We start from the raw sequence: 13852 nt of genomic DNA on the forward strand, positions 1-13852 counted from the left end.
TGGGGGCTGGTATCAGCAGCAAAACAAAAGGGCACCGGAAGGTGCCCTTTGCTTTTTGCGGTTTTCCCGAGGTCGACCGCAGCACTGCCGGTGGCGGATTACTTCGCCATCTGTCTTTCCTTCATTTCGTCGAGCGTCTTGCAGTCGATGCACAGGGTGGCGGTCGGGCGCGCTTCCAGGCGCTTGATGCCGATCTCGACGCCGCACTTGTTGCAGAAGCCGTAGTCGCCGCTTTCGATGGTGACCAGGGTTTCGTCGATCTTCTTGATCAGCTTGCGTTCGCGGTCGCGATTGCGCAGTTCGATGGCGATGTCGGTTTCCTGGCTGGCCCGGTCATTCGGGTCGGCAAACACGGTCGCTTCGTCCTGCATCGTGTGCACGGTGCGGTCGATGTCTTCGCTCAATTCTTTTTTGAGGGTCTCGAGAATCTTGCGGAAGTGCGCCAGTTGCTTGGTGCTCATATAGTCTTCGCCCGCTTTGGGTTCGTACGGTGCGAAATGTTTGTGAAGCAGTTCTTCTGCCATTTGTTGTGCGTCCCAGAGACCAAAAAAGCGATTAAATATCAGAAAGGCGGTTTTCCTGCAAGGAATCTTTCTTTGCAGAATATAGACCATTGATCTGGTGCGGATTTCCGCGAGGTGTTAGAATGCCGGCTCTCGTGTCGGGGCGTAGCGCAGTCTGGTAGCGCATCTGCTTTGGGAGCAGAGGGTCGTGAGTTCGAATCCCACCGCCCCGACCAACATTAAACGGCCTTTCGGCCGTTTTTTGTTTTCTGCCGTATCCTCTTGCCGGATGCCGGCAGGAACAGCGGCACAAGCCCCGTCCTGTATCGTTTCCGGCTGAACATTCTGCTGCCTTTTCGGCAGCTTGGCCGAGAGCCGCCCCAAACTGCGTTTCGGTCATCGGCCTAGCGAGCAACGAGCTGCCGAATCCATTCGCGCTGCGCTTCGCGGCGGCGCTTGTCGGTCAGGCGTTCGATGATTTTTTCCCGGACTTCGGCAAACGGCAGCAGGCCGCTCGGCAATATTTCGTCGCAGCGCAAGATGTGCAGGCCGATCGGCGATTCGAGTACGGCGCTGACTTCGCCGGCCTCCAGCGCAAAGGCGGCCGGTTCCAGTTCCTTGTAGAGCTGGCCGCGCTTGACGACGCCGAGCAGGCCCTTTTCCATCGCGGTCGGGCATTGCGAATGGCGCAGCGCCGCCGCGGCGAATTTATCGCTGTTTTCGACGGTCGACCGCAGGGCTTCGAGTTGCTTGAGGACCTTGACCTTCTGTTGCGGGTTGTCGAAGGTGATCAGGATATGGCTCAGGCGCCGGGCCTCGGGGCGGTCGAAGGCTTCCGGGTGGAGCCGGTAGTAGATTTCGGCATCGACCGCGCTGACCGTGGGGGCGCTGGCGGCGACTTTTTCGAGCACCGCCTCGACGCGCAGGTCGCGTTCGACGGCGTCGCCCAGCGTCGCCGCGTTGAGGCCATTACGCTCGAGATCCTGCAGGTAATCGTCCTCGCTGGCGTAGCGCTGGCGAACCTCGCCCAGGCGGGTGGCCAGCGTCGCTGCGGGGACGATGACATTGGCTGCCTGCGGGCTGGCCAGGATGCGCTGCTCGATGCCGTTCTGCTTGGCGGCAACCTCGCCCAGCCGGTTGCGCTCGGGATCGGAGAGCGTTTCCGGAGCTTTCTTGAAGAGCTCCCAGGAAAGTTTCAGTTCAAGGTAGCCGTGCTGCATCGTTCAGTCCTTTGTTTCGGTGGCTTCCAGGGCGTCTTCCGGGATTTGCAGGACGCGGCCCGGCAGACTGTCGAAGTGGATGTGGTAGGCGACGCCGCCCGGTGCATCGCGGATCACCTTGATCACCTCGCCGATGGCACCGAGGGCGACCAACACTTCGCCACCGACGGCGAGGCCCTTGGCCGAGCGCACCTTCTCGCGGAACTCGAAGCGCGACGGGGTCCATGGATCGTCGGCGCCGATCAGTTCCTCTTCCCGGCAACCGACGATCTTGCCTTCGTCGAGAAAATTCACCGAGTAGATGATCTGGTCCTGCAAAAAGGTGCCGACATCGACGACGTAGCCGATGCTGCCGCGCCGGACCAGCGGTTCGCCGGGGTCGAGGCCGGGGTAGGTGCCGTCGTTGCGGACGTTGCGGGTGAGGCGCACCGGCTCACCGTAGTCCCAGCGGGCGTCCATCATTGCCGGAACACCTTGTCGAGCGAGACGAAGGAGCTCATCCCGCCATCCGGCTTGGCGACGTGCTGGAAGACGGCGAAGACCTTTTCGGTCAGCGAATCGGAGCTCACGAAGTCCTTGTAGGCACGTTCCAGCCACAGGCGGTAGATGCCACGCTGCAACTCCTCTTCCGGCGGCAGGTTGGGCGCCTGCTTGGCCAGGTAGTCGTGGAAGCGCTGCAGGATGTGCAGGCGGTTCACGTGCACGACGCTGGCTTCGTAGGGAACCTCGAAGTAATCGAGAAAGTCTTCGGCGGAAACCAGGTCTTCCATGGCTTCGGCAAGGGTCAGGGTATCTTCCATGATGAGTTCCTCAGGCGGCTACAAGTTGAAGTTCGGGAGGGGGGGCAGTGTCGCTGCTGCTGCCCTGGAATTCGTCGACCACTTCGAGCAGCTTGCCGGCGCCGAGTTGGTCGCGGCTGTCGAGGCCGGCCAGCTTGATCAGGCGGGCGCGCGAGGCGGCGATTTTGCCGAGGCGGAGCAGCACGACGCTGGCCGCCTTCAGGGCCAGCAAGTAAAAGCGGAGCAGGCCGAAGGAGTTGGCGGCGGCTGAGCCGAGCCGGGTTTCGTCGAGCTGGTTCCAGTCCGGCGGCAGGCCGAGGTGGCGGCCGGACAGCTGCATGGCGCGCTCGGCGACGATCAGCGCGTCTTCGAGGCGATGCTGGTAGAAGTAGTAACGATAGAGACCGACCAGCACCGTCAGGTTCTCCGGAGCCAGCAGATGGGCGCGCAGCAAGGCCATTTCGGCCGTCGCCTCGCCGTATTCGCTGGCCGCCTGGGCGATCAGGCGTTCGGCCTCGGCGGGCAGCGGCTCCTCGAAATAGAGTTTGCAGTCGGAGAAATCGAGCAGGTCCATGGCGTATTGCCGTCCGTTATCAGTGCATGGACTCGTGCTCGCAGCACAAGTCACCGGCGGAACAGGTTTGACATTGGCCGCTGTGATCGGCCGGCGGCGGTTGGTGGCGGACTTCGGCCAGTTCCTTTTCGAGGCTTTCGATGCGTTCGATCAGGCAGGCGATCGACTTGGCGACCGGGTCGGGTAGCAGGTTGTGGTCGAGGCTGATGCCATTTTCCGGGCGGGCGCTGCCGGCCCGGGTATCGACGATGCGGCCGGGCACGCCGACCACGGTGCGGTCGGCCGGCACATCCTTGACGACGACCGAGTTGGCGCCGACGCGGACGCGTTCGCCGATGCAGATGGGGCCGAGGATCTTGGCGCCGGCCCCGACGACGACACCGTCGGCCAGGGTCGGGTGGCGCTTGCCTTTGTTCCACGAGGTGCCGCCGAGCGTGACGCCGTGGTAGAGCGTGACATCGTTGCCGACTTCGGCGGTTTCGCCGATCACGACGCAGGCGCCGTGGTCGATGAAGAAGCGGCGGCCGATGGTGGCGCCGGGGTGGATGTCGACATTGGTCAGCGTCCGCCCGAGGAAGGACAGGAAGCGGGCCGGAAAGCGCCAGCCGGTCTGCCACAGCCGATGCGACAGACGATGGGTGAGCACGGCGTGGACGCCGGGGTAGGTGGTCAGCACCTCCAGCGTCGAGCGGGCCGCCGGGTCGCGCAGGAAAACGCAGGCCAGGTCTTCCTTGAGAATTGCCCAGAGGCCCGGCGTGGCGGTGAGGCTTGCTGTCATGGTGATCGCTTCAGACATGGAGTTGGCTCCGGACGGAGGCCAGCAGCGCCCGAAGATCGGGCGTTTCCGGCGGATGTTTGTGTTCGGCGACGAAATTTCGGACGCGCGGCAGCAGGGCATGGGCTTCGCTGTCATCGACGGTCAGGCCGAGGCCGGCATAGACGACTTGCACGGCGCGCGAGCCGGAATGCTTGCCGAGGACGATGCGGTGCGACTGGCCGACTTCCTGCGGGTCGAAGCCCTGGTAGTTGTCCGGGTGCTTCAACAGGCCATCGACGTGGATGCCGGCCTCGTGCGTGAAGGCGCCGGCGCCGACGACGCTTTTCTGCCACGGCACGGCCCGCCCGGAAGCGGTGGCGACCTGGCTGGAGAGCGCCGGGAAGCCGCGCAGATTGACCCCTGTTTCGATGCCGTGCAGCTTCTTCAGGCCGAGCACGACTTCTTCGAGCGGTGCGTTGCCGGCCCGTTCGCCGAGGCCGTTGACCGTCGTATTGACATGCGTTGCACCAGCCTTGCAGGCGGCCAGCGTGTTGGCGGTGGCCAGGCCGAGATCATCGTGGGCGTGCATCTCGATTTCCAGGCCGCTGTTGCGGCGCAGCGTGCTGATCCGCTCGAAGGTGGCGAAGGGTTCGAGAATGCCCAGCGTGTCGGCGAAGCGCAGGCGGCGAGCGCCGGCCCGTTCGGCGGTTTCGGCCAGGGCGCAGAGGAAGTTCAGGTCGGCGCGCGATGCATCCTCGCAGCCGAGGCCGACTTCGAGGCCGAGGCTGAGCGCGGCGCCGATGAATTTGGGCAGTTCGCGCAGCAGCCAGGCGCGGTCCTGCTTCAGCTTGTAGGCCAGGTGCTGGTCGGAGGCCGGCACCGAAATGTCGATCAGGTGGGCGCCGAGGTCGGCGCAGGCGGCGATGTCGGCCGGGTGCATGCGGCTCCACACCATCAGTCGGGGGGCCAGCTTGAGGTCGGCGACAGCGCGCACTGAAGCGCGTTCCTCGTCGCCCATTGCCGGGATGCCGACTTCCAGCTCGGGAACGCCGATGGCGGCCAGCTGGCGGGCGATTTCCAGTTTTTCATCGAGCGAGAACGCCACGCCGGCCGACTGTTCGCCGTCGCGCAGGGTGGTGTCGTTGATGGTGATGAAAGGCTGGGTCATGGGAATCTCCTCGGCTCATTCGCAGCAAGGATGGTGCCAAGCTTTAAGGTGTTGAAAAACCGATGTTTTTTATTGTCGACCGGCGGAATGTGGGCTCAATGTCGAGAATGCGACAATCATCCGACGGCGCTTGCCGGCCAACTTTCGGTGGTACTGTCGACGCGTCCGGCCCATTTTTGGAGCCGTTCGCCGCGAGTGCCTTTTCGGGCTGCATGGTGCTTCTGCCGAAGCCTTGTGTCTTACGATCAGAACATTTCCTGATTCAACAATGCAGCGACTGATGCGAAAGAATCGACATGACAGGCCGCGACAACGAGCTCTGGCAACAATCCTGGCGCGACCGCAATACGGCGTTTCACCAGAAAACGGTCAATCCGCATCTGGTCAGGTTCTGGTCCAGCCTTGGCTTGCAGGCCGCCGACCGGGTTTTCGTGCCGCTCTGCGGCAAGAGCCTGGATCTGCTCTGGCTGGCCGGGCAGGGGCATAGCGTGATCGGGGTCGAGCTGAGTCCGCTCGCCGTCCGCGCCTTTTTTCGCGAAAACCGGCTGCAGGCCAGCCGGCGCCAGGTCGGCAAGCTGACCCTCTGGGAGAACGGCCGGATCGGCATCCTGTGCGGTGACTTTTTCCAGTTGACCGCCGCCGATCTGGGCGACATTGCCGCCGTTTTCGACCGCGCCTCGCTGACCGCATTGCCGGACGACATCCGCGCCGCCTACCTGGCGCATCTTGCCCGCATTGTGCCGGCTGCCTGCAAGGTGTTGCTGCTGACCACCGAAGAGCCCGAGGGCTGGGAAACGGCCGGCCAGCCCTTTGCCGTGGCCGATGAAATCGCCGGCCTCTATGCCGCCACCTTCGACATTCAACTCAGTCACGTCGAAAGTGTCTTCGAAGCCGACCCCGATCCGGCGATTGCCGAGTTGGTGCGCGTCGAGCAGAAGGTTTATCTGCTGACGCCGAAAAGCCAAGACTAGTCAGGACCGGCCGCCCGGGATTCGCCGATTTGCCAAGGGCAGGCAAGTTGGCTATGGTGGGGCAACGACGAATCAATCAAGAAAAACATGGATCTTCAAGCTGTCTCCGCCCCCGAACTGATTGCCGCCGGTATCTTTGCGCTGGCCGTGCTGCACACCTTCATGACCAAGTTCTTTGCCCACCTGGCGCATGCACAGCCGCGCCATGCCGGGCTCTGGCACTTGCTGGCCGAAGTCGAGGTGGTCTTTGGTTTCTGGGCTTTCGTGCTGGTTATCGTGATGATTTCGGTCGCCGGGAAGAGTGCTGCGGTCGACTATGTCGAAAGCCGGAATTTCACCGAGCCGATGTTCGTCTTTGTCGTGATGGTGATTGCCGCCAGCCGGCCGATTGTCAGCACGGTGATCAATATCGTTCGCCTGGTGGCAGCCGTGATGCCCATGCAGCGGGCGGTGGCCGGCTATTTTCTCTGTCTCTGCCTGGTGCCGCTGTTCGGTTCGCTGATTACCGAGCCGGCAGCGATGACGCTGGCTGCGCTGATGCTGCGCGACCGCTATTTCCAGCATCAACTGTCGCATCGCCTGAAGTACGCGACGATCGGCGTTCTCTTCGTCAATGTCTCGATCGGTGGCACGCTGACCCATTTCGCCGCGCCGCCGGTGCTGATGGTGGCGGCCACCTGGCAGTGGGATACCCCCTTCATGTTCGCCACCTTCGGCTGGAAAGCGGCGCTTGCCGTTTTGGTCAATGCCTCCGTGGTGACCTGGCTGTTCCGCAAGGAACTGGCCGGTAAGGGGCAGGAGACGGAGGCTGGCGATGCCGCGCCGGTGCCGCTCGGGGTGGCCGGCATCCATCTCGCCTTCCTGTTCGGCGTCGTGCTCTTTGCCCATCATCCGGTGATCTTCATGGGTCTCTTCCTGTTTTTCCTCGGCTATGTCGAGGCCTACGAGCGCTATCAGGATCGCCTGATTTTGCGCGAGGGGCTGTTGGTTGCCTTCTTCCTGGCCGGGCTGGTGGTCATTGGCGGCCTGCAGCAATGGTGGCTGCAGAGTACGCTGACCGGCGTCGAGCCGACGCTGCTCTATTTCCTCGCCACCGGCCTGACCGCGCTGACCGACAACGCGGCGCTGGCCTATCTGGCCTCGCTGGTCGAAGGTGTTTCCAACGAATTCAAATACGCCATCATCGCCGGCGCGGTCACCGGCGGCGGACTGACGATCATCGCCAATGCGCCGAACCCGGCCGGTCTGGCGATCCTGAAGTCGAGCTTCGACGAAGGCTCGATCAGCCCGCTCGGTCTCTTTCTCTACGCGCTGGCGCCGACCGGGGTGGCGATGTTGGCTTTCCTAATGCTTTAGCCGGCGATTGAGTCGCGAGCAGCAAGAAGGGCCCGCCACAGGCGGGCCCTTTGTTTTTTAGGCGGCTGCCTCAGAGGGCGTAGGGCTGGTGCAACCAGTGGCGGACGACATCGACGTCGCGTTGCGGCAGGTAGGCGAAGCCGCCCAGCGAGTCCTCGACCACCGCCTGGGCGACCCAGTAGGGCACCGCCTTGCTGGTCAACATGTGGAAATACCAGGCCATCGGGTAACCGCTCTCGCGGTCGAAATGGCTGAGCGCTTCGTTCAGCTTGAGGCCGGTGGTGCCGCTGGCTGCGGCAAACTCGGGCGCCTCGCCGGCCAGCGTGGCGATCGGCTGGGCGCGGAAAACCGGCTGGTGATAGCGGTCGAGGTGCTCGCGGGTGGCGATCACCCAGTGGTTGAAATAGGCGCTGGTGTTGCTGGCGCTGCTTTTCGACCAGTCATCGATCATCCGGTGGATGGGGGCCGGTTCCGGCTTCTGGGCCAGCATGCGGCCAAGGAAGGCGCCGATGTGCTGGATGCGCCGGAAGGTGTAGAAAGGCAGGCCGACCGGGACCGGCTGGTCGGCCCCACCGCGCGGATCGACCAGTTCTTCCAGCGTGCTCGGTTCGTTGGCGAACAGCTGGTGCACGCGCATTTCCTGCAAGTCTTCGATCTCCAGTTGCAGGAAACCGTCGGTGCTGTCGCCGGCCGAGGCGACCAGATAGTGGGTCTGGCCGACCAGCCGGGTGGCGTAGAGCTTCTTGTCGATAAAGTCGTCGCAAAGCGCGGCGAAGTCGCCGTCGCGTTCATCGAGGGCATTTTCAACCCAGCTTTCGAGGTTGTCGGAAACGCGCTCGCCCTGATGGTCGAGGATGCCGCCCAGGCGGTACCAGCCGCCGCGGCTCAGGGCGTGGCGGAATTTCCATTCCGGCAAGGCGGCGCCGAGCGCCTTGACCAGGGCGCCGGGGCCGCTGCTGACCGAGACCTTGGCACAGGTTTCGACAATGGCAGGGGCGAGCGACTTGCAGTATTCCGTCCAGGCCAGGGTTTGTTTCATGAGGCTTCCTCGTTATCAAAGCATGTTGGGTTCGGCCAGCCGGGCCTGGGCCGCTTCGCGGACCTCGACTTCCGGATCGTTGACCAGCGGCGGCAGAAATTCGAGCGGCGCGTTGCTGACCGCGGCCAGCCGTACCCACCACTCTTCGTCCTGCAACAGGGCGACGGCGAGACCGGGCAGGGCGCGTTCGGCGACGATGGCGCGGACTTCTGGTTCCGGGTCGGCGGCCAGCATGTGCAGCGCGAAGGGCGGCAGGCGTGAGGCGACCACCTTGCGCACCTCGCGCTCCGGGTCTTTCGCCAGTTTGGACAATTGGCCGTGCGGCAGGCGGCGGGCAACGGTGGCACGGATCAGGTAATCCGGGTCGTTGATCAGCTGGACAAGCAGTGGTTCGGGCAGGCGGGCGGCGACCGAAAGCCGTACCTCGCGGTCCGGGTCGCGCACCATGCCGATCAGTTCGTCGACCGGCAGGCGGGTGGCGACGACGCGGCGCACCACCTCGTCGGCATCCGATTTCAGCGAAAAAATATGGTCGACCGCAGCATAGCGGGCGGCAATCGCCCGCCGCTCCCAGAAAATATCGTTCAGGTAGTTCGGGGCCAGTTCCGGATTGGTGCGCAGGAAACGATCGATCTGCCGGCCGCTGTGGGCGCGGATGCAGGCGTCGCCGGGCGTGCAGCGGTGGCTGTTCAGGTAGTCCGGGTAATAGCTGCAGCCGGAACACAGGCCGAGCCGGCCGAAACCGGCCTCGGCGGGGCGGCTCTCATTCTTCATCGACCTTGGCGGCAACGAGAATGCCGGTTGCGGAAGCGGAGTCGTTGGTCAGTTCGAGACAATGGCCGGAGGCGCCGCTGATCAGGTAAAGATCGTAGCTGTCGAGGGTCAGGGCCGGGGCGTAGCGCGGCGAGATGTCGTCTTCGCTGCATTCGCTGAAGTGGAGGTCGGGAAAGCGCTGGCGCAGCGAGGCGGCACGGGCGTCGAGATGGGTCGCTTCGCCGACCTGGACGAGTTGGCTGGGGGTGATCATGCCGATTCCTCCGCGGCGATTTCCTCCTCGAAGCGGGCCAGCGAGGCCGAGGGCACGCCCATGATCTGGGCCAGCCAGGGCGGCGGGCTGGACAGGCGGCCCTGCAGTTCGACCAATACTTCGCGGGCCTTGCCGCCTTCCGGCTTCTTGACCGGATGGACGCCGGCACGCACCACCTTGGCGGCGGCCGGGCCACCGATCGACTGGACATAGACGATCTGGCAGTCGTTGATCAGCGCCGAGCGGGCGGCGTTCTTGTCCTCGGCGGCATCGGCTTCGACCGTGCTGCGGATGCCGATCAGCTTGATCGCCTGCGGGCCGACCTGATAGATCAGGAAGCGTTCGCAGGAGCCGAAGTGGCCATCGAGGTTCTCGCCGCGGTTGGCGGCGATGGCAACGCGGATCGAGCCGGGCATTTCGCCCTCTGTGTAGGTGTCGACCGCCGGAAAATCGCTGTTTTCGACGCCCTGGCCCCAGAGCAGGCGGACGGCTTCCTTGAGCGCTTCGCTTTCGACGCCGACATGGCAGCCCTGTTCGGCAAAGTCGCCGGCCAGGATGACGCGCAGGTCTTCGACCGTCAGCGTACCGAGCTTGGCTTCGGTGAGGGGGGCTTCGAGCTTTTCGATCAGCGCCCCGACCAGGGCGCGGACATCAAGACCATTCAGGGCACGGGCGGCCAGTGCGATGCGCAGCGCGGCTTCGCGGGAGGCGATGGGGGTATCGGACATGATGGGCTCCAGGGAAAGTCTTCAGTGGAACGCCAGACGAACTTGCGTTGCGGCTGGTGTTCGGCTCAAGGCTTTGCTCAGGCCGGGCTGATGCAGCCGGACGGGCAGACATCGACACACAACGGGGAATCGTTGTGGCCGTCGCATTCCGTGCAGGTTGCACCGTCGATCTTGAAAAAGATCTTGCCGGAACTGATCGACTTGGTCGGGCAGACCGGTTTGCAGTCGCCGCAGGCGGTGCACATGTCGGGATCGATTTTCATTGCCATGATGCTCTCCTTTCAATCCGCCCTCGCTGGCTAATCGGCTGGCTGGGGCGGGCTGGTTTCAACGGGCTTAGTCTTCGGCCGCGCCGAGGCGCTTGGCACGCAGGGAAACGGGCAGGCGGGGCGGCTTGGCGATCGGATCAATGTAGTAGGTTCCACCGTTGTCCAGTTTCAGTTCGCCGCCCCATTTTTCCGGGGAATCGAATTCGATGGACTCGATGGAAGCTTCCAGATCGCGCTTCGGAAGGTAAAAAACCAGCCCACCGCTTGCGCCTTGCTGGATCATGATATTGGCCATTTGACACTCTCCTGCAGGACCGGCGGAGCGTGCAGCCCCGCCGGTGGTCCTGATTAGCGAACCAGGTCGAAGTTGTAGTCGGTCGTACCCATGCCGATCGTTTCCTTGTCGAGCTGCTCAAGGACCGCGTTGGTCAGCTGGGTGACGATGGACATCATGCCTTCGTAGCCCATGGTGGTCTGACGATGCAGGTGATGACGATCGAACAGCGGGAAGCCGAGGCGGATCAGCGGTACTTCGAACTCTTCACCCTTGTAGCGGGTGTCGCGCTGGATGTACTTGCCGTAGGAGTTGCCGATCAGGAAGTCCGGCTTGTCCGTGAAGCACAGGCTGCGCATGTGCCACAGGTCGTTGCCGACATAGACCTTGCCATTGACGCCGAACGGGCTGGAGGCGAGGAGCTTCTCGACAGCCTTGCCCCAGCGCTTGTTGGCGTTGTGGGACAGGATGTGGGTCGGCTCGGCACCGCACTCGAGCAGGATCTTGACCATGCCCATGACGAAGTCCGGGTCACCGTAGAGGGCGAACTTCTTGCCGTGCAGCCAGGCGTGGCTGTCGGCGATCAGGTCCATACAGCGGCCGCGCTCCTTGGCCAGCGATTCGGGAATCGCCTTGCCGGTGACTTCGGAGACCTTCATCAGGAACTCGTCGGTCCATTCCACACCCATCGGGATGTTCAGCTTGGGAATGTCATGGTTCCAGGTGTTCTCGACGAATTTCTTCGACTTTTCCAGCTGGGCCGGTTGCAGCAGCAGGGTCGTGATGGCGTTCGGCGCATCCTTGACTTCGTCGATGGTCGTGCCGCCGGCATACATGCGGAATTCGCCATCGGCCGGGGTGTCGAACACTTCGCTGGCATCGGACAGGTAGGTGTAATCGACATCCATTTCACCGAGCATGCGCTTGATGACGCGGTAGTTGCCCAGGTAGGTTTCGAAACCCGGAACGATATTGACCTTGCCGTTCGAACCGACCTTCTTGCCTTCCATGAAGTTCAGCGTGAAGGAGCGGATGATGCCTTCCAGCATGTTGTCCCAACCGGTCGTGTGCGAACCGACGAAGGACGGCGTGTGGGCGAAGGGGACCGGGTATTCCTGGGGAATGTGGCCTTCCTTCTTGGTGTTGTTGATGAACGCGTTCAAGTCGTCACCAATAACTTCCGCCATGCAGGTGGTGGAGACAGCGATCATGTCCGGCTTGTAGATGGCCTTGGCGTTGGCCAGACCGTCGAACATGTTCTTCTGGCCGCCGAACACGGCTGCGTCTTCCGTCATCGAGTCGGAGACGCAGGAGCACGGTTCCTTGAAGTGACGGTTGAAGTAGGTGCGGAAGTAGGCGACACAGCCTTGCGAACCATGCACGTAAGGCAGGGTCTTGTGGAAGCCGGAGGCGCAGAGGACGGCGCCGAGCGGCTGGCAGGCCTTGGCCGGATCGACGGTCAGGGCTTCACGCTTGAAGTTGAGATCCTGGTATTCCTGCGTCGTGGTCCAGACGAAGGTTTCCCAAACTTTGTCCGGGCCATGACCTTCTTCGAAGAGCTGGCGCTTTTCAGCGAGGTTCTTCTTGTAGTCATCGTCACGGAACAGCGGATAACAGGGCTTGATCTTTTCTGCGGTTTGCATTGCTATCTCCTTGCCCGCACCGCTCATCTGCGGGTACGGGCGCAAGGTTAAGGATTTGCTGAACTAACTCAGGCGGCCTTCTTGACTTCTTCGGCTGCAACCTTCTTCCAGGGCGGCACGAGGTTGCCCCAGACCGGGCTGGCCAGAGCGATGTCCATGTCGCGGGCGAAGATGGCGAAGCCGTCGTAGCCGTGGTACGGGCCGGAGTAATCCCAGGAGTGCATCTGGCGGAGCGGAATGCCCATCTTCTGGAAGATGTACTTTTCCTTGATGCCGGAGCCGACGAGGTCGGGCTTCAGCTTCTTGACGAACTCTTCCAGCTCGAAACCGGTGACGTCGTCGTAGAGCAGGGTGGCATCACCCATTTCCTTGATCGTGCGGTCATAGTCGTCGTTGTGGCCGAATTCGTAGCCGGTGCCGATCACTTCCATGCCGAGATCTTCGTAGGCGCCGATCACGTGACGCGGGCGCAGACCGCCGACGTAGAGCATGACCTTCTTGCCTTCGAGGCGCGGTTTGTACTTGGCGATGATCTCGTCCATCATCGGCTTGTAGCGGGCGATGACGGCTTCGGTCTTTTCCTTGATGGAATCGTCGAAGAAGGCAGCGATGCGGCGCAGCGATTCGATGATCTTGGTCGGGCCGAAGAAGTTGTATTCCAGGTAAGGAATGCCGTACTTCTCTTCCATGTGGCGGCTGATGTAGTTCATCGAACGATAGCAGTGCAGCAGGTTCAGCTTCACTTTCGGCGTGTTCATCATTTCGGCAATGGTGCCGTCGCCGGACCACTGAGCGACGACCCGCAGACCCATCTCTTCGAGAAGAATACGGGTTGCCCAGGCATCGCCACCGATGTTGTAGTCGCCGATGATGGCAACGTCGTACGGGGTCGATTCGTAGGGCTGGCCGTCACGCTTGTCGAGGACCCAGTCGCGGATCGCGTCGTTGGCGATGTGGTGGCCGAGCGACTGCGAAACGCCGCGGAAGCCTTCGCAGCGCACCGGGACGACCGGCTTGCCGATACTGGCGGAACCCTTCTTGGAGACCGACTCGATGTCGTCGCCGATCAGGCCGATCGGGCACTCGGACTGAACCGAGATCCCCTTGTGCAGCGGGAAGAGCTGTTCGACTTCGTCGATCAGCTTGGCCAGCTTCTTGTCGCCGCCGAACACAATGTCCTTCTCCTGGAAATCGGAGGTGAAGTTCATCGTGCCGAAGGTATCGACGCCGGTGGTGCCGACGTAGTAGTTGCGGCGACCGGCGCGGGAATACTGACCGCAGCCGACCGGGCCGTGCGAGATGTGGATCATGTCCTTGATCGGACCCCAGACCACGCCCTTGGAGCCGGCGTAGGCGCAACCACGGATGGTCATGACACCGGGCAGGGACTTGCGGTTGGACGTGATGCACTTCTTGGATTGTTCAACGGATACGTCGTTGGCCGCGAGATGCTTGGCGCGGTCCTTCTTGGCTTTTTCCGGATAAACCTCAAGCACCTCGGCAATGAGGGCTTCGGTTTCTTCGCGAGACAGAGTCGTCATTTT

General features: G+C 62.8%; 17 protein-coding genes and 1 tRNA gene. 3 read left to right on the forward strand and 15 right to left on the reverse strand.

The window, feature by feature from the left end; all coding sequences use genetic code 11:
• Positions 1-98 precede the first annotated feature (98 nt).
• Positions 99-524: an RNA polymerase-binding protein DksA gene (gene dksA, locus GH663_RS05620; protein ID WP_066880248.1), complete on the reverse strand. Its 426-nt coding sequence runs from the start codon at positions 522-524 to the stop codon at positions 99-101.
• A gap of 138 nt (positions 525-662) precedes the next feature.
• Between dksA and GH663_RS05625 the strand changes: the two genes are divergently transcribed.
• A tRNA-Pro gene (locus tag GH663_RS05625) sits at positions 663-739 on the forward strand.
• 168 nt (positions 740-907) lie between these two features.
• Here GH663_RS05625 and nifM read toward each other — a convergent pair.
• From nifM to nifV, 6 genes are read right to left on the reverse strand one after another with little or no spacing between them, the layout of a single operon-like run.
• A complete protein-coding gene (nifM, locus tag GH663_RS05630) occupies positions 908-1723 on the reverse strand; it encodes a nitrogen fixation protein NifM (RefSeq protein ID WP_153130682.1) in 816 nt (271 codons plus the stop codon).
• Between the two features lie 3 nt (positions 1724-1726).
• A complete protein-coding gene (locus GH663_RS05635) occupies positions 1727-2185 on the reverse strand; it encodes a nitrogen fixation protein NifZ (protein WP_240481659.1) in 459 nt (152 codons plus the stop codon).
• Positions 2182-2523 carry a nitrogenase-stabilizing/protective protein NifW gene (gene nifW / locus GH663_RS05640; RefSeq protein ID WP_153130683.1) on the reverse strand — a complete coding sequence of 114 codons (342 nt, stop codon included), beginning with the start codon at positions 2521-2523 and terminating at the stop codon, positions 2182-2184. Before nifW ends, GH663_RS05635 begins: the two co-directional genes overlap by 4 nt.
• A gap of 10 nt (positions 2524-2533) precedes the next feature.
• Positions 2534-3076: a hypothetical protein gene (locus tag GH663_RS05645; protein WP_153130684.1), complete on the reverse strand. Its 543-nt coding sequence runs from the start codon at positions 3074-3076 to the stop codon at positions 2534-2536.
• A gap of 19 nt (positions 3077-3095) precedes the next feature.
• On the reverse strand, positions 3096-3872 hold the full coding sequence (gene cysE / locus GH663_RS05650; RefSeq protein WP_211371065.1) for a serine O-acetyltransferase: 777 nt from the start codon (positions 3870-3872) through the stop codon (positions 3096-3098).
• Complete coding sequence (gene nifV, locus GH663_RS05655) at positions 3865-5001, reverse strand: homocitrate synthase (RefSeq protein ID WP_153130685.1); 1137 nt, start codon at positions 4999-5001, stop codon at positions 3865-3867. The genes cysE and nifV overlap by 8 nt, the downstream gene beginning before the upstream one ends.
• Before the next feature lie 296 nt (positions 5002-5297).
• Here nifV and GH663_RS05660 point away from each other — a divergent pair, with 296 nt between their 5' ends.
• A complete protein-coding gene (locus tag GH663_RS05660) occupies positions 5298-5972 on the forward strand; it encodes a thiopurine S-methyltransferase (RefSeq protein ID WP_153130686.1) in 675 nt (224 codons plus the stop codon).
• An 87-nt stretch (positions 5973-6059) separates the two neighbouring features.
• Positions 6060-7328, forward strand: coding sequence for a putative Na+/H+ antiporter (locus GH663_RS05665; RefSeq protein ID WP_153130687.1), 1269 nt, complete (start codon positions 6060-6062; stop codon positions 7326-7328).
• Positions 7329-7398: 70 nt separating this feature from the next.
• Here GH663_RS05665 and GH663_RS05670 read toward each other — a convergent pair whose 3' ends face one another.
• The 8 genes from GH663_RS05670 to nifD all read right to left on the reverse strand — a co-directional run bounded on the left by GH663_RS05670 (position 7399) and on the right by nifD (position 13849).
• Positions 7399-8367 (reverse strand): hypothetical protein, encoded by a 969-nt coding sequence (locus GH663_RS05670; RefSeq protein WP_153130688.1) that lies wholly within the window; start codon positions 8365-8367, stop codon positions 7399-7401.
• Between the two features lie 15 nt (positions 8368-8382).
• Positions 8383-9141 carry a 4Fe4S-binding leucine-rich repeat protein gene (locus GH663_RS05675; RefSeq protein WP_153130689.1) on the reverse strand — a complete coding sequence of 253 codons (759 nt, stop codon included), beginning with the start codon at positions 9139-9141 and terminating at the stop codon, positions 8383-8385.
• Positions 9131-9394, reverse strand: coding sequence for a DUF6129 family protein (locus GH663_RS05680; protein ID WP_066879914.1), 264 nt, complete (start codon positions 9392-9394; stop codon positions 9131-9133). Before GH663_RS05680 ends, GH663_RS05675 begins: the two co-directional genes overlap by 11 nt.
• Positions 9391-10122 (reverse strand): dinitrogenase iron-molybdenum cofactor biosynthesis protein, encoded by a 732-nt coding sequence (locus GH663_RS05685; protein WP_066879921.1) that lies wholly within the window; start codon positions 10120-10122, stop codon positions 9391-9393. The genes GH663_RS05680 and GH663_RS05685 overlap by 4 nt, the downstream gene beginning before the upstream one ends.
• A 77-nt stretch (positions 10123-10199) precedes the next feature.
• Positions 10200-10391 carry a 4Fe-4S binding protein gene (locus GH663_RS05690; protein ID WP_066879924.1) on the reverse strand — a complete coding sequence of 64 codons (192 nt, stop codon included), beginning with the start codon at positions 10389-10391 and terminating at the stop codon, positions 10200-10202.
• 67 nt (positions 10392-10458) lie between these two features.
• Positions 10459-10686, reverse strand: a complete 228-nt coding sequence (nifT, locus tag GH663_RS05695; protein ID WP_066879932.1) for a putative nitrogen fixation protein NifT — start codon at positions 10684-10686, stop codon at positions 10459-10461.
• Between the two features lie 53 nt (positions 10687-10739).
• Positions 10740-12308 (reverse strand): nitrogenase molybdenum-iron protein subunit beta, encoded by a 1569-nt coding sequence (gene nifK / locus GH663_RS05700; RefSeq protein ID WP_153130690.1) that lies wholly within the window; start codon positions 12306-12308, stop codon positions 10740-10742.
• Between the two features lie 68 nt (positions 12309-12376).
• Positions 12377-13849 (reverse strand): nitrogenase molybdenum-iron protein alpha chain, encoded by a 1473-nt coding sequence (nifD, locus tag GH663_RS05705; RefSeq protein ID WP_153130691.1) that lies wholly within the window; start codon positions 13847-13849, stop codon positions 12377-12379.
• Positions 13850-13852 lie beyond the last annotated feature (3 nt).

This window comes from Dechloromonas hortensis, assembly GCF_009469765.1.
GTDB lineage: Bacteria > Pseudomonadota > Gammaproteobacteria > Burkholderiales > Rhodocyclaceae > Azonexus > Azonexus hortensis.

Coding starts and splice junctions, on each gene's coding strand:
- GH663_RS05635 (WP_240481659.1), bottom strand. CDS start 2,185: ATGATGGACGCCCGCTGGGACTACGGTGAGCCGGTGCGCCTCACCCGC.
- nifV (WP_153130685.1), bottom strand. CDS start 5,001: ATGACCCAGCCTTTCATCACCATCAACGACACCACCCTGCGCGACGGC.
- GH663_RS05680 (WP_066879914.1), bottom strand. CDS start 9,394: ATGATCACCCCCAGCCAACTCGTCCAGGTCGGCGAAGCGACCCATCTC.
- GH663_RS05645 (WP_153130684.1), bottom strand. CDS start 3,076: ATGGACCTGCTCGATTTCTCCGACTGCAAACTCTATTTCGAGGAGCCG.
- nifM (WP_153130682.1), bottom strand. CDS start 1,723: ATGCAGCACGGCTACCTTGAACTGAAACTTTCCTGGGAGCTCTTCAAG.
- GH663_RS05690 (WP_066879924.1), bottom strand. CDS start 10,391: ATGGCAATGAAAATCGATCCCGACATGTGCACCGCCTGCGGCGACTGC.
- dksA (WP_066880248.1), bottom strand. CDS start 524: ATGGCAGAAGAACTGCTTCACAAACATTTCGCACCGTACGAACCCAAA.
- nifD (WP_153130691.1), bottom strand. CDS start 13,849: ATGACGACTCTGTCTCGCGAAGAAACCGAAGCCCTCATTGCCGAGGTG.
- cysE (WP_211371065.1), bottom strand. CDS start 3,872: ATGTCTGAAGCGATCACCATGACAGCAAGCCTCACCGCCACGCCGGGC.
- GH663_RS05675 (WP_153130689.1), bottom strand. CDS start 9,141: ATGAAGAATGAGAGCCGCCCCGCCGAGGCCGGTTTCGGCCGGCTCGGC.
- GH663_RS05665 (WP_153130687.1), top strand. CDS start 6,060: ATGGATCTTCAAGCTGTCTCCGCCCCCGAACTGATTGCCGCCGGTATC.
- GH663_RS05660 (WP_153130686.1), top strand. CDS start 5,298: ATGACAGGCCGCGACAACGAGCTCTGGCAACAATCCTGGCGCGACCGC.
- nifW (WP_153130683.1), bottom strand. CDS start 2,523: ATGGAAGATACCCTGACCCTTGCCGAAGCCATGGAAGACCTGGTTTCC.
- GH663_RS05670 (WP_153130688.1), bottom strand. CDS start 8,367: ATGAAACAAACCCTGGCCTGGACGGAATACTGCAAGTCGCTCGCCCCT.
- nifK (WP_153130690.1), bottom strand. CDS start 12,308: ATGCAAACCGCAGAAAAGATCAAGCCCTGTTATCCGCTGTTCCGTGAC.
- GH663_RS05685 (WP_066879921.1), bottom strand. CDS start 10,122: ATGTCCGATACCCCCATCGCCTCCCGCGAAGCCGCGCTGCGCATCGCA.
- nifT (WP_066879932.1), bottom strand. CDS start 10,686: ATGGCCAATATCATGATCCAGCAAGGCGCAAGCGGTGGGCTGGTTTTT.